Origin of the sequence: Rhizobium sp. BK289, from assembly GCF_014193575.1 — a bacterium.
GTDB classification, from domain to species: Bacteria; Pseudomonadota; Alphaproteobacteria; order Rhizobiales; family Rhizobiaceae; genus Rhizobium; species Rhizobium tropici_C.
Genome location: NZ_JACHZO010000015.1, coordinates 135,740 through 150,277, shown reverse-complemented (window position 1 = coordinate 150,277; position 14,538 = coordinate 135,740). Strand labels below are relative to the sequence as shown.

The window sequence follows — 14,538 nt, the reverse complement described above, 5'->3', positions numbered from 1 at the left end:
CCGCCGAGGCCGAAGATGTGCCCGAGGGTCCTGACGATGTCGGGATTTCGAGCTATAGTTATCCGGAGCGTGCCCTTTCAAGCCTTTCAGGCGGCGGGCAATGCGGCGGTGGAATAGCAAGGCGCGGAACGCTGACGACGGGCTCCATTCAAGGGGCCGCGGTTCGCGGCCGGGATCTTCACAATGCAACAGCGCAGTCGCGCGTCGGCCCCGGAAACGGACCGCGCGGGACGAAGGAGCGCCCGCGATGCGGGCCTTATCGGAGGGAAGACGATGACGAACAGGACGACGTCCACGAGTTTTGACCAGACCGCTGCAGTGAACGCTGCCGCTACGGCCAAGACGTCGAAACGCGCTGTTGGCATCCCGCCGAAACAGGGCCTCTACGATCCGCGTAACGAACATGACGCCTGCGGCGTCGGCTTCGTCGCGCATATGAAGGGCCAGAAGTCGCACCAGATCGTGCGCGACGGCCTGTTCATTCTCGAAAACCTGACGCATCGCGGTGCTGTCGGCGCCGATCCGCTGATGGGCGACGGCGCGGGCATCCTCGTGCAGATCCCCGACCGCTTCTTCCGCGAGGAGATGGCCAAGCAGGGCGTGATCCTGCCGAAGGCCGGTGAGTATGGCGTCGGCCATTTCTTCCTGCCGCGCGACGAGGCGCTGATCGAGCATTTCAAGACCGCCATCACGCAGGTCGTTGCCGAGGAAGGCCAGGTTTTGCTCGGCTTCCGCGACGTGCCTGTCGACAACTCCTCGCTGTCGAAGGCGCCTGATATCGCCGCCACCGAGCCGCACCATGTGCAGGTCTTCATTGGCGCCGGCCGCGATGCCGGTACGAACGAGGAGTTCGAGCGCCGCCTCTTCACCCTGCGTAAGGTGATCTCCAACCGCATCTATGCGGAATATGAGGGCGAGGAGAGCAGCTTCTACCCCGTGTCGCTGTCGAGCTCGACCATCGTCTACAAGGGTATGTTCCTTGCCTATCAGGTGGGCGCCTACTATAAGGATCTCTCCGATCCGCGTTTCGAGACGGCGGTTGCCCTCGTGCACCAGCGTTTCTCGACCAACACCTTCCCGTCGTGGAAGCTTGCGCATCCCTACCGCATGGTCGCGCATAACGGCGAAATCAACACGCTGCGCGGCAACGTCAACTGGATGGCCGCCCGCCAGGCTTCGGTCTCTTCGCCGCTGTTCGGCGAGGATATCTCCAAGCTCTGGCCGATCTCCTATGAGGGACAGTCGGATACGGCGTGTTTCGACAACGCGCTCGAATTCCTCGTACGCGGCGGATACTCCCTGGCGCATGCCATGATGATGCTCATCCCCGAGGCGTGGGCCGGCAACCAGCTGATGGCGCCGGAACGCAAGGCGTTCTACGAGTATCATGCCGCCCTGATGGAGCCTTGGGATGGCCCTGCCGCCGTCGCCTTCACAGATGGCAAGCAGATCGGCGCGACGCTCGATCGTAACGGCCTGCGGCCGGCCCGCTATCTCGTCACCAGCGACGACCGCATCATCATGGCGTCCGAAGCCGGCGTTCTGCCTGTCGAGGAAGAGAAGATCATCCAGAAGTGGCGCCTGCAACCGGGCAAGATGCTGCTGATCGACATGGAAAAGGGCCGCATCATCTCCGACGACGAGGTGAAGTCGGAACTGTCGACCAAGCATCCCTATCGCAACTGGCTGAACCGCACGCAGTTGATCCTGGAAGACCTGAAGCCGGTGGAGCCGCGGGCGCTGCGCCGCGACGTGTCGCTGCTCGACCGCCAGCAGGCGTTCGGCTACACGGCTGAAGACACCAAGCTCCTGATGTCGCCGATGGCGACGACAGGGCAGGAAGCCGTCGGCTCCATGGGCACGGATACGCCGATCTCGGCCATGTCCGACAAGTCGAAGCTGCTCTATACCTACTTCAAGCAGAACTTCGCGCAGGTGACGAACCCGCCGATCGATCCGATCCGCGAGGAGCTCGTCATGAGCCTTGTCTCCTTCATCGGCCCGCGTCCGAACCTGCTCGATCACACCGGCATGGCCAATGCCAAGCGCCTGGAAGTGCGCCAGCCGATCCTGACCAACGGCGATCTCGAAAAGATCCGCTCGATCGGTCACACCGAGGATCGCTTCGACACCAAGACGCTCGACTTCACCTATGATGTCGAACGTGGCGCCGAAGGCATGCCCGAGATGCTCGACCGTCTCTGCGAGCGGGCGGAAGCGGCCGTTCGCGGCGGCTACAACATCATCGTGCTTTCCGACCGCCAGATCGGACCGGACCGCATCGCGATCCCGGCGCTGCTGGCGACGGCTGCTGTCCACCATCACCTGATCCGCAAGGGCCTGCGCACCTCGGTCGGTATCGTCGTCGAAACCGGCGAGCCGCGCGAAGTGCATCACTTCTGCCTGCTGGCCGGCTACGGGGCGGAAGCGATCAACCCCTATCTCGCCTTCGACACGCTGCTCGACATGCATCAGCGCGGCGAATTCCCGAAGGAAGTGGACGCGACGGAAGTCGTCTACCGCTACATCAAGGCGGTCGGCAAGGGCATCCTCAAGGTCATGTCGAAGATGGGTATCTCGACCTATCAATCCTATTGCGGTGCGCAGATCTTCGATGCCGTGGGCTTGCAGCAGGAGTTGGTCGACAAGTATTTCTTCGGCACGGCGACCATGATCGAAGGCATCGGCCTTGAGACGATCGCCGAGGAAACCGTCTCCCGTCACAAGGCTGCTTTCGGCCGCGATCCGCTGCTGGCAAGCACGCTCGACATCGGCGGCGAATATGCCTACCGCATGCGCGGCGAAAGCCACGCCTGGACGCCGGATGCGGTGGCTGCCCTGCAGCATGCCGTGCGCGGCAATGCCGAGGATCGCTATCGCGAATTCTCCGAAATGGTCAACGAGTCGGCACTCCGGATGAACACGATCCGCGGTCTCTTCAAGATCAAGGGTGCGGAAGCGCTCGGTCGCAAGCCGATCTCGGTCGACGAGGTCGAGCCGGCTGCCGATATCGTCAAGCGTTTCTCCACGGGCGCCATGTCCTTCGGTTCTATCAGCCGCGAGGCGCATACGACGCTGGCCATCGCCATGAACCGCATCGGCGGCAAGTCGAACACTGGCGAAGGCGGCGAGGAAGCCGACCGCTACATGCCGCTTTTCGACGGTTCGCCGAACCCGGAACGTTCCGCCATCAAGCAGATCGCCTCCGGCCGTTTCGGCGTGACGACCGAATATCTCGTCAACGCCGACGTGCTGCAGATCAAGGTCGCGCAGGGCGCCAAGCCCGGCGAAGGCGGCCAGCTGCCGGGCCACAAGGTCGATGCGACGGTTGCCAAGACCAGGCATTCGACGCCGGGCGTCGGCCTTATTTCGCCGCCGCCGCATCATGACATCTACTCGATCGAAGATCTGGCACAGCTGATCTACGATCTGAAGAACGTCAACCCGACCTCGGATGTCTCGGTCAAGCTCGTCTCTGAAGTCGGTGTCGGCACGGTTGCCGCCGGCGTTGCCAAGGCGCGCGCCGACCACATCACCGTCTCGGGCTATGATGGCGGCACCGGCGCTTCGCCGCTGACCTCTCTGAAGCATGCCGGATCGCCCTGGGAAATCGGCCTTGCCGAAACCCAGCAGACGCTGGTGCTGAACGGGCTGCGCTCGCGCATCGCCCTGCAGGTGGATGGCGGTCTGAAGACCGGCCGCGACGTCATCATCGGCGCGCTGCTGGGTGCCGACGAATTCGGCTTTGCGACCGCGCCGCTGATCGCGGCCGGCTGCATCATGATGCGCAAGTGCCATCTCAACACCTGTCCGGTTGGTGTCGCCACCCAGGACCCGGTTCTGCGCAAGCGCTTCAAGGGCGCGCCAGAGCATGTCATCAACTACTTCTTCTTCGTGGCCGAAGAAGTGCGCGAGATCCTCGCCTCGCTCGGCGTTGCCAAGCTGGACGATATCATCGGCGCTTCCGAGCTTCTCGAAAAGGATGAGATGCTTGCCCACTGGAAGGCTAAAGGCCTCGATTTCAGCCGTATCTTCCACAAGGTCGATGCGCCGAAGGAAGAGACCTACTGGACGACGGTGCAGAAGCACCCGATCGACGACATTCTCGACCGCAAGCTGATCGAGAAGGCGGAGCCGGCGCTCGCTTCCAAGACGCCGGTCGCCTTCGAAGTCGACATCAAGAACGTCGATCGTTCGGCCGGCGCGATGCTGTCGGGTGCGGTTGCCAAGCGCTATGGCCATCGCGGCCTGAAGGACGACACGATCAACGTCACCCTGAGGGGCACCGCCGGTCAGTCCTTCGGTGCGTTCCTGGCGCGGGGCGTGACCTTCAACCTCATCGGCGACGGCAATGACTATGTCGGCAAGGGCCTTTCGGGCGGCCGCATCATCATCCGTCCGCCGGAGAATTCGAAGATCGTTGCCGAAAACTCGATCATCGTCGGCAACACCGTGCTCTACGGTGCAACCGAAGGCGAGTGCTACTTCCGCGGTGTCGCGGGTGAGCGCTTTGCGGTCAGAAACTCCGGCGCGATCGCCGTCGTCGAGGGCGTGGGCGACCATGGCTGCGAATATATGACCGGCGGCGTCGTCGTGGTGCTCGGTGAAACCGGGCGTAACTTCGCGGCCGGCATGTCGGGCGGCGTGGCCTATGTGCTCGACGAGAAGGGCGATTTCGCCCGCCGCTGCAACATGGCGATGGTCGAGCTGGAGCCGGTTCCTGAAGAAGACGAGCTGCTGGAGAAGCTGCATCATCACGGTGGCGACATCATGCATAAGGGACGCGTCGACGTCTCGGATGACATGACGCGCCATGACGAAGAGCGTCTCTTCCAGCTGATTTCGAACCACGTCCACTATACGGGCTCGACGCGAGCCAAGGAGATCCTCGATCACTGGGCCGACTACCGCCCGAAATTCCGCAAGGTCATGCCGGTCGAATACCGCCGCGCCCTTGAGGAAATGGAGCGCAGCCGGATGAGCGTGGCGGCGGAGTAATCCGCCCCGGTTCTGAAACCAGCCGAGGGTTTCGCCTCGCATTGCGATCGCCATCATGGCGATCGCGACTGTCGAATAGCGGAATCGGATTTGAATTAAAGTGCCGGACAGGGAAACCGAGATGACCCTCAGGCACGGGAGCCATGAGCTCCTCTTTTAGAGTGAGGAAACGAAAGCATGGGCAAGGTAACAGGCTTCTTGGAAATCGACCGGCAGGTGGCGAAGTATCAGCCGGCGTCGGATCGCATCCGGCATTTCCGTGAATTCACGATCCCCATGTCGGACCAGGAAGTGCAGAAACAGGCAGCCCGCTGCATGGACTGTGGCATTCCCTATTGCCACGGCCCGACCGGCTGCCCGGTGCATAACCAGATCCCCGATTGGAACGACCTCGTCTACAACAACAATTGGGAACAGGCGATCCACAACCTGCATTCGACCAACAACTTCCCGGAATTCACCGGCCGCGTCTGCCCCGCGCCTTGCGAGGAAGCCTGCACGCTGAACCTCGAAGATGCGCCGGTCGCAATCAAGACCGTTGAGCAGGCGATTGCCGACAAGGCCTATGAGCTCGGCTTCATCCGGCCGCAGCCGGCAACCGTGCATACGGGCAAGAAGGTCGCGATCATCGGCTCGGGTCCTGCCGGCATGGCAGCCGCCCAGCAGCTCGGCCGCGCCGGTCACGACGTCCATGTCTACGAGCGCGAAAGCAAGCCGGGCGGCCTGCTGCGTTACGGCATTCCGGACTTCAAGATGGAGAAGAACTTCATCGACCGCCGCGTCGAGCAGATGAAGGGCGAGGGCGTGACCTTCCATTGCGGCGTCAATGTCGGCGTCGATATCAAGGTCGAGCAGCTTCTGGCCGACCATGATGCCGTGCTCTATTGCGGCGGCTCGGAAACCCCGCGCGAAGCCGGCATTCCAGGCACGACGCTGGCCGGCGTCCATGACGCCATGCCCTATCTCGTGCAGCAGAATCGCCGCGTCGGCCGCGAAAACATCGACAGCGTCGGCTGGCCTGCCGATCCGATCCTGGCCGGCGGCAAGCACATCGTCGTCGTCGGCGGTGGCGATACGGCATCCGACTGCGTCGGCACGGCGTTCCGTCAGGGCGCAGTGAAGGTGACCCAGCTCGACATTCGTCCGCAGCCGCCGGAAAAGGAAGACAAGCTCGCCGTTTGGCCGTTCTGGGCAACGAAGATGCGCACCTCGTCCTCGCAGGCCGAAGGCGCGGTTCGCGAATTCCAGGTCGCGACGCTCGAATTCATCGGCGAAGACGGCGTTCTGACAGGCGTGAAGTGCTGCGAAGTGGACGATCGCCGCAAGCCGATCGCCGGCACGGAATTCGTCATCCGCGCCGACCTCGCCTTCATCGCCATCGGCTTCCGCGGCCCGTTCACCGACAGCGTGCTCAAGGAACTCGACGGCAAGCTGACTGTGAATACCGACCGCCGCGGCTCGACCAACGTCGTTGCCAACGACAAGGACTACAAGACCTCGGTCGACAAGCTCTGGACCGCCGGTGACGTTCGCCGTGGCCAGTCGCTGGTGGTCTGGGCGATCCGCGAGGGCCGCCAGGCCGCGCGCGCGATCGACGAGGCGTTGATGGGTTCGACGGTTCTGCCGAACTAAGTTTCGCTGTCCTCTCGCTCAAAGTTATCGAAGGCCGGGTTCGTTACAAACCCGGCCTTTGTCGTTACCGGCTTGCGGCGATATTCCAGCTGTAGACACAACGGTCGAGTCCGATGGCGATTTCGAGCACCGCGACGTCATGGTCTATCGCCGGCCCCTTCTTCGGCTGGCTGCGGTAGCGCTGAGGGAAATCCGTGCGTTTCGAGATCGAGCAGACTTCCATCCATTTGTCGCCATTGTCGACCTCGATATCCATAGTGATTTCGGAATAGGCCGGGAGACGGTCGGAAGGCACGATTCGCGTCGGCAGATGGATCACCGAGGCGATCATCCGGCGGACCGGTTCGAGGGAGGCGGCATGATAGTCATTGCCGCTATCGGCGGTGAAGGCGCATTGGAATTCGAGCTGCCAAAACTCCTTGAGCCGCACATGCTTGCTCGGCTGGTCCTGTTCGCGGCGATAGGATTTCCCGGCCTGCCAGACGCACAAGGGCAGCCGCGTTCTGGAATGGTTTCCGAGAAGATGCTGCATGTAGACATAGGTTGACGGCGTCGTTTCCGGCCGAAGCACAAGTTCGGTCTCGGTGTTCGACATTCGCTCCTGCACCCATATGTCCGAATTGGAATAGGCATCTGAGACAAGGCTTCGAGGCATCAGGGTCGGAGCCTCGATCCTGCGGAAATCCCAGGCGGGGTTTGCGGATCGCAGGAAGTTCGCGACTTCATCGGAAAAGAAGCGGACGAAATCGTCGCGCAGCTTGATGTCCCGCTCTTCCCAGTGAACGAGCGAATTGACGTTATAGATATTGAGCACGTGCCATTCTCCATGGGCAACGTTGATATTTTGAGGTTGAGGGCTTTACGTCCAGCAGCCGCCGGACGCATCAACGCCTCCGGCTGTCACGACTGGACGCGGAGACCTCGGCCGGAGAAAGCGCACAAAACCGCAACCTGCAGGCAGGTGCGGTAACGATCGATCTGATCTGCGCTGTTGGTGCTCATGCAATTCTTCTATTGGCGGTCCGCGAGCTTGTCAAACCGCTCCGGCGCACCTATCGCGCCACCGATCCCGGCAACCGGTAGTCGTCCACGCGGCCGGCCGGCGCCGGATCCATTCGGCCTTTGTCGACGAGCAGATCGCGGGGCGAAGGTGTCGTCACGGCGGGGGCGGGCGCGCTGCCCAGCAGTTGCGAGCCGCCATCGAGATCGGGGTCGGAAAGGCTTATCGGCTGCGTGCGGGTTATTTTTTCCATCTCGGTTGCGGGCAGGTTGGCCTGCTGCGCCGGCAGTGGATTGCCCGTGTCGAGGCGGGTGATGTCGGGGCTCGCCTGATCTCCCAATATCCGGCGTGCCGGCTTTTCGACATAGAAGGCGACCTTGCGCTTGCCGGCCACCGTCAGGTTGACGCCATCGGCCGTCCTCAATCGAACTTGCTGGCCGTTTATATCGGAGCCGGTGACGATGAATTCGCCGTTCTGGTCGGTAAAGCCGTCCCATATGTCGATGAACTCACCGCCGACGCTGGTGGTCTGGCTCTGGTAGATCTGGTTGAGCTTGACCGCACCGGCGCTCAGCTGATCGGAGCCGAAGGAGGGCAGCCCCACCCAGAGCAGCGGGATATGGCGGCTCGTCACCAGCTTGGCGAATTGCTGCACGCGCTCTTCATAGGCGAGGAACCACGGATCTGTGCCGTATTTCTCGTTGAGCCCGTCGCCGATCATCTGCTGGCGGTCATTGGCGCCGATCATGACGACGACCATGGCCGGCTTCAGCTGATCGATCATCCCGGGCAGCTGCTGCGGCCAGTTGTAATAATCCTGCCGGACGAGGCCGGAAGCGACATTGCCGCGGGCCTGAATGACGACGCCGGGGGAGGTGGAGAAGGCATCCTCCAGTCCCGCCGCCAGGCCGCTCGCCAGGAAGTCGCCGACGACGAGGATGGTTTTGGCATCGGGAAGCTTCTCCGCCGGTGACGGCGTTTCCGGCTGTACGACTGGCTGCCGAGGCGGTGGGGTCGGCCGTTTGCGCGGTTGGACCTTTCGACGCGGTGGCGGCTGCTCGGCCGGCTGATCGAGGTAGTCGGGCTCGCGGGTGCCGAACAACATATCGAACAGGTTTCTGCGCGGCCGCTCCTGCGCTTCGGCTGTGCTCCACAAGCCGCCGAACATGATGATGATTGCAAGGAATGCCGTAAGGACAATCCTTGCTGTTGCCATGGTTGCGCGGGCAGGTCGTTTTGTCATAGCTATTTTTCCGCTGACGCCCCGCGATCGCATGAGGATAAATTTCCCGCCAAGCGATCTCCGGTTCGTTCCAGGCGGCCTACTTGCGCAGCGCCTTTAGCAGGCCCATCGAAGGCTCGCCATCCGCATCCATGCCCATGCGTTGCTGAAGGGCTGATATCGCAGCCTTGGAACCCGAGCCGAAATTACCGTCGACGACGCCGTCGTAATAGCCGAGCTCTTTCAGGCGCGTCTGCAGCTCGAATTTCTGCTTGACGTCGAGCGCGCCGCTCGGGCGCGGCCAGGATTGCTGCATGCCGCCATAGCCGGCGATCTGGTCCGCGAGCAGGCCGACGGCCAGCGCATAGCTGTCGGAAGCGTTGTAGCGCTTGATGGTGAAGAAGTTGCCCGTCATCAGGAAGCCGGGACCATCCGGGCCGCCTGGCATCTTCAGCTGCGCGCGGTCGGAGGTCGTGCGGAAACCCTTGCCGTTGGGACGCACGAAGCCGAGAGCCGCCCATTGAGCGATGGTATGGGTCTTGCCGGCCTGCGCGGCGCCGCCGGGCGGCACCACGACTTCATAACCCCATGTGCGCCCAGTATCCCAGCCGTTCTTGGCAAGAAGATTGGCCGTGGTCGCCAAGGCGTCGGGAATGGAGTTCCAGATATCCGGATGGCCGCTGCCGTCGGCATCCACGGCGTAGAGCAGGTAGCTGGTCGGGATGAATTGCGTATGGCCCATGGCGCCTGCCCAGGAGCCGTTCAACTCCTTGCGCGAGATATCGCCCTTCTGCAGGATCTTCAGCGCGGCGACCAGCTGCTTCTTGGCATAATTGGCCCGCTTGGGATCGGCGTAGGCGAGCGTCGCAAGCGCGCGGGGCACATAATGCAGCCGATCATTCTTGGCCAGGACGGCGCCGTAGTTCGATTCCATCGACCAGATCGCCAGCATGATATTTCTGTCGACGCCGAAGCGCTGTTCGAGCGCGCGCAGCGTGGATGCATATTTGACCGCCATCTTCCGGCCAATATCCACGGTATAGGGATTGACACGGGAGTCGAGGTAGTCCCAGATTTGGGACTTGAACTCCGGTTGATACTGCGCTTTTTCGAGGACCGTGGGGTCTGGGTCCGTCACGCCGGCAAATGCATCGCGATAGGTCGATTGTGTGATGCCGCTCTTTGCAGCGGTGGCGTAGAAGCCCGCGATCCATTTCTGGAACCCAGGGTCAGCATTGGCGTTAACGGGGAAGAATCCCGCAAAGGCGCCGAGCGCGAGCGCCAGAGCGAGACCACGAAGGGAGTTTTTGCGGTTTAAGGTCATCTACAGCCTGGTCCATCAATCGTTGGATTTCGGTGCGGCGAAGCAAATGGCATTCGCCCAAGCGTGACACTAAAGGAACGAAGTCAACAAATTCTTTACCATGGAAGTGAGGGCCAGTCATTATTTGCAAAACAGTAGCAAATCTAATCTACTGACGTTTCGAATGGCTTGGCGCCAGCGTTTAATGCCCAGGAGGTATGAGTGGGACAGCATAAGAAGGTGCGTAAGGCAGTATTTCCGGTTGCCGGACTAGGGACGCGGTTCTTGCCGGCGACCAAGGCGGTGCCGAAGGAAATGCTGACTGTCGTGGACAAGCCGGTGATCCAATACGTCGTCGACGAGGCGATGGAAGCGGGCATCGAGCATTTCGTCTTCGTGACGGGCCGCAGCAAGCACGTCATCGAAGATTATTTCGATATTCAGTTCGAACTCGAGCAGACGCTGCGCCAGCGCAACAAGAATGCCGAACTGTCTCTGCTGAACGGCCTGCTGCCGAAGGCCGGTACGGCGAGCTTCACACGCCAGCAGGAGCCGCTCGGCCTCGGCCACGCCGTCTGGTGCGCCCGCGAGATCGTTGGCGACGAGCCTTTCGCGCTTTTGCTGCCCGACATGGTCATGCGCGCCGAAAAGGGCTGCATGAAGGGCATGATCGAGCTTTATGAGCATAGCGGCGGCAACGTCATCGCCGTCGAGGAATGCGCGCCCGACCAGACCCATAAATACGGTATCGTCGGTGTCGGCGAAGCGATCGGCAGCGGTTTCCGCATCACCGAAATGGTCGAAAAGCCTGCCAAGGGCACGGCTCCGTCCAACTTCTTCATCAACGGCCGCTATATCCTGCAGCCGGAAATCTTCCGCATCCTGGAAAGCCAGGAACGCGGTGCCGGCAACGAGATCCAGCTGACCGACGGCATGCTGAAGCTCGCACAGACGCAGGATTTCGCCGGCTATCACTTCCAGGGCCAGACCTTCGACTGTGGCGCAAAGGATGGCTTCATCCTCGCCAACGTCGCTTTCTCGCTGGCGCGCGCCGATATCCGCCCGACCATCGAAAACGAGCTGAAGGCGCTGATCGCCGCCCTGAAATAAGCGCTTGCAATCTTCACAGGCAAAGCATCGAGGCCCGGTCATGCCGGGCCTCATGTCGTCTGCGCGGACAAAATTCACGGTACGGAGTGCAGTTTGAGGTCAGCGCTTCACCGTCAAGCCGACGCCGGCCTGAAGCTGGTGCGTGTCGTCGCCGGCCTTTCTGGTGGTCAGCTGATAGCCTATATTGCTGGTCAGATCGAGGTAGCGGTTGATCCCCCAGGTCAGGCCGAAAGCTGTGTCGTATTCGGTTTCGTCGGAGGCGCCGCCGTTGGAAGGATAGTCGCGCCAGATCGTTCCGCCCGTCACTTTGGCGGTCAAGTCGTCGCGCAGCTGATGGCTTACGGTGCTTGTCAGCTGGTAGGCGGTATAGCCGCTGAGGCCAGCCGTGGTGGAGGGCTGGACCGTGGTCGAGAGACCGATGCTGATATCCGTGCCGCGCTGCGGCGACCAGGCAAGATTGCCGTCGATCGTCGGCGAGTCCACGGACGCGAGGCGCGAATCATCGAATTGCGTGTGCTGATAGCCGAAGCCGAGCTCGCCCCTGAACTTTTCGCCAAGGTCGAATTCGACGCCGCCCTTGCCGCCATAGCTTTGGTTCGAGCGGGCATAGCCGTTGCTGTCGCGGGTCTGATCGTAGATTGCGCGGCCGAGATTGACTTCCACGAAGGGAATGATGGCGGGCGAGAGCTCGTAGCCGATACGTCCGCGCCAGGTGCCGGCCGTCTGGTCGCGGTCGCTGAGCGTGACCTTGGTTCCGTCGGAAAGCACGGCATCGGAATAGACCGTCCGCGTCAGCGCCAGTGCCGTCGTGCCACGCAGCAGGCCGAAGTCACGTTCCAGCGAAAGTCCGGTCGTGAATTGGTTGACCGCCGATTGCTTCGAGGCGCCGGCGATCGCGTTCGGGTCGCTCGTATCCTCGCGGTAGAACTGGTAGCCGGCGGTGAGATGCGCCGTGGTATCGGCGGGAAGATCGAGCCGCAGGTCGGCATTGAGATTGATGGTCGGCTTTTCTTCGCTCGTGCCGCTGAGGTTCTTTTGCCAGACGCCTTCGCCGGTGACGGTCAGGGCATGACGATCCCAATCCGAGGTCAAGGTGCTGCGCAGGTCAGTCTGCAGGAAAGTGCGATTATCCTTGGTCGAGCCGGTGCGATCCCGCTCGACATTGATGGACTGGTTGACGGAAGGGCGCAGGGTGAAGGTGCCGAGCGGTATGCCCTGGGCATCTGCGCGATCCGGATACTGGCGCGCCTTCAATCCATCGACGGTCGGTTCCGGCAGGTTGACGCGGCGCAGGTCGTTATCGAGCGTGGAGCCCGTGGTGGTGGGATCGACGCCGTCAAGGCGAAGGCGCATGTTCGGGGGTGAGTCGCTGTTCGACGCGCTGGCGGAGGCCGCGTTCGTCGGCTGGACCGGCTGCGCGCCGCTTGCGGAGGTGGTCGTCGGATCAGCCGGCGATGCCGATGCAGGCAGGCTGTCGTCGAGGTTCTGATCGGGCGAGAGAGATTGCGCATAGGCCGACATCGGCGCGGCGAATGCGATGCCCCAGCCGAGAACGGCAAAGGTCGCCCATGCCGTTAGCTGGAGGGCACCATGACCCGCCTTATCCTTGCCGATGTTCATTTTATTTATGTCTGACCCTGCTGGAAATGTCTTAAAATTCTTACCCAAGTGTAAAGCGGCGTGGTTAACGCTTGGTTGCCAAAGGACTACGCGCCGATGTGGATCGGCAATATTATCGACATGATATGGCCGGCCGGCGCTGCGGGCATAAGTCGATCTTTAGTGGACAGATTTGCAGAAAAGCGTTAGGCCTCGCTCATGAATAAGAGAGCTGTAAGACTCATCGAGAACGGTGCGATCGAATCCGCGATACGAACGATCGAGACCGAGAGACGGGGCATGGAGGCGCTGGAACGCGCTCTGACCAACGGTCTGGCCGAGCCCTTCAGCCGCGCGGTGGAGATCATCGGCGATATCAGCGGCCGTGTCGTCATCACCGGCGTCGGCAAGAGCGGCCATATCGGCAACAAGCTCGCCGCAAGCCTGGCCTCTACTGGAACTCCTGCCTTCTTCGTGCATCCGGTCGAGGCCAATCATGGCGATCTCGGCATGATCACCCAGGATGATGTGATCATCGCCATCTCCTGGGGCGGCGAAAGCGCGGAACTGCGCGGCATTATCAGTTATTCCCGCCGCTTCTCGATCCCGATGATCGCCATTACCTCAGGCGAGGCTTCCACTCTTGCACGCGAATCGGATGTGGTTCTGCTGCTGCCGAAGGAGCAGGAGGCTTGCCCGCACGGTCTGGCACCGACCACATCGACGCTGCTGCAGCTTGCCATCGGTGACGCACTGACCGTGGCGCTGCTGGAGGCGAGGGGCTTCACGGCCGAGGATTTCCGCACCTTCCATCCGGGTGGCAAGCTGGGCGCCAGCCTGTCGCATGTCGCCGATATCATGCACAAGGGTGATCGCGTGCCCCTGGTCAAGCTTGGCACCGGCATGCCGGAGGCGGCGATGACGCTGTCGCAAATGCGCTTCGGCTGTGTCGGCGTGATCGATGACGACGGTTGCCTCTGCGGCATCGTCACCGACGGCGATATTGCCCGTAATCTCGGCACCAGCCTCGCCGAGATGCGCGTGGACGAGGTGATGACCCGCAATCCGAAGACGGTCAAGGAAACGACGCTGGCAACGAGCGCCATGGCCGTGCTCAATCGCCACAATATCTCGGCGCTGATCGTCGTGGACGATGCACGCCGGCCGATCGGCGTCGTGCATTTCCACGATCTGCTGCGGATCGGTGTAGCCTGATCAGACGGGTTCGACCGTAAGCTCGCGGCCATTGCTGGCGACGACCTTGACGCGCGCGCCGATGGGCAGGTCCGGCCCGCTGACCGTCCAATAGGTATCGTTCAAGCGAATGCGACCCCGGCCCTCGCTGATCGGCTGATCCAGTGTTGCCGTTCGTCCGACCAGGCTGGCGCCGCGCTGATTGAGGAACGGCTCGTCCGTAACCTGGTCGTTGTTGTAGAGATAGCGTCGCCCGATCAGGGTGACGATCACGGCCGTGGCGGCGAAGACGAGCCCTTGCACCTGCCAGACCCAGAAGGCGCTGTCCCAGAAAAGCAGCGACAAAGCGCCGACGATGATGCCGGCCAGGCCGATCCAGACCAGGAAGAAGCCCGGAAGGATCAGCTCGGCGGCGAGCAGCACCAATCCGAACAGCCACCAGCTCCAGGGGCCGAGTTCCACGGCAAGATTGTCGAACAT

At 62.0% G+C, this 14,538-nt stretch carries 9 protein-coding genes; 4 read left to right on the top strand and 5 right to left on the bottom strand.

From position 1 onward, the window contains the following. Positions 1-273 precede the first annotated feature (273 nt). Both gltB and FHT84_RS25125 read left to right on the top strand, forming a co-directional pair. Entirely contained in the window at positions 274-4,998 is a 4,725-nt protein-coding gene (gltB, locus tag FHT84_RS25130) for a glutamate synthase large subunit (RefSeq protein WP_183764885.1), read from the top strand. Between the two features lie 177 nt (positions 4,999-5,175). After that, positions 5,176-6,630: a glutamate synthase subunit beta gene (locus FHT84_RS25125; protein WP_113250010.1), complete on the top strand. Its 1,455-nt coding sequence runs from the start codon at positions 5,176-5,178 to the stop codon at positions 6,628-6,630. A gap of 64 nt (positions 6,631-6,694) precedes the next feature. On the opposite strand, the gene FHT84_RS25120 is transcribed toward FHT84_RS25125, so the two are convergent. The 3 genes from FHT84_RS25120 to FHT84_RS25110 form a co-directional block, all read right to left on the bottom strand. Continuing rightward, the gene (locus FHT84_RS25120) at positions 6,695-7,444 is read right to left on the bottom strand and encodes an aminoacyl--tRNA ligase-related protein (RefSeq protein WP_183764883.1); all 750 of its coding nucleotides are present in this window, start codon (positions 7,442-7,444) and stop codon (positions 6,695-6,697) included. Between the two features lie 238 nt (positions 7,445-7,682). Beyond that, positions 7,683-8,873 carry a DUF459 domain-containing protein gene (locus FHT84_RS25115; protein WP_183764881.1) on the bottom strand — a complete coding sequence of 397 codons (1,191 nt, stop codon included), beginning with the start codon at positions 8,871-8,873 and terminating at the stop codon, positions 7,683-7,685. Positions 8,874-8,952: 79 nt separating this feature from the next. Continuing rightward, positions 8,953-10,176, bottom strand: a complete 1,224-nt coding sequence (locus FHT84_RS25110) for a lytic murein transglycosylase (protein WP_112343321.1) — start codon at positions 10,174-10,176, stop codon at positions 8,953-8,955. 201 nt (positions 10,177-10,377) lie between these two features. Between FHT84_RS25110 and galU the strand changes: the two genes are divergently transcribed. Continuing rightward, positions 10,378-11,265, top strand: coding sequence for a UTP--glucose-1-phosphate uridylyltransferase GalU (gene galU / locus FHT84_RS25105; protein ID WP_183764879.1), 888 nt, complete (start codon positions 10,378-10,380; stop codon positions 11,263-11,265). 99 nt (positions 11,266-11,364) lie between these two features. Here galU and FHT84_RS25100 read toward each other — a convergent pair whose 3' ends face one another. Next, positions 11,365-12,885, bottom strand: a complete 1,521-nt coding sequence (locus FHT84_RS25100; RefSeq protein ID WP_183764876.1) for an outer membrane beta-barrel protein — start codon at positions 12,883-12,885, stop codon at positions 11,365-11,367. Between the two features lie 198 nt (positions 12,886-13,083). On the opposite strand from FHT84_RS25100, the gene FHT84_RS25095 reads away from it, so the two are divergent. After that, positions 13,084-14,079 carry a KpsF/GutQ family sugar-phosphate isomerase gene (locus FHT84_RS25095; RefSeq protein ID WP_113250004.1) on the top strand — a complete coding sequence of 332 codons (996 nt, stop codon included), beginning with the start codon at positions 13,084-13,086 and terminating at the stop codon, positions 14,077-14,079. On the opposite strand, the gene FHT84_RS25090 is transcribed toward FHT84_RS25095, so the two are convergent. Beyond that, positions 14,080-14,538, bottom strand: coding sequence for an NfeD family protein (locus tag FHT84_RS25090; RefSeq protein WP_113250003.1), 459 nt, complete (start codon positions 14,536-14,538; stop codon positions 14,080-14,082). It lies immediately after the preceding gene.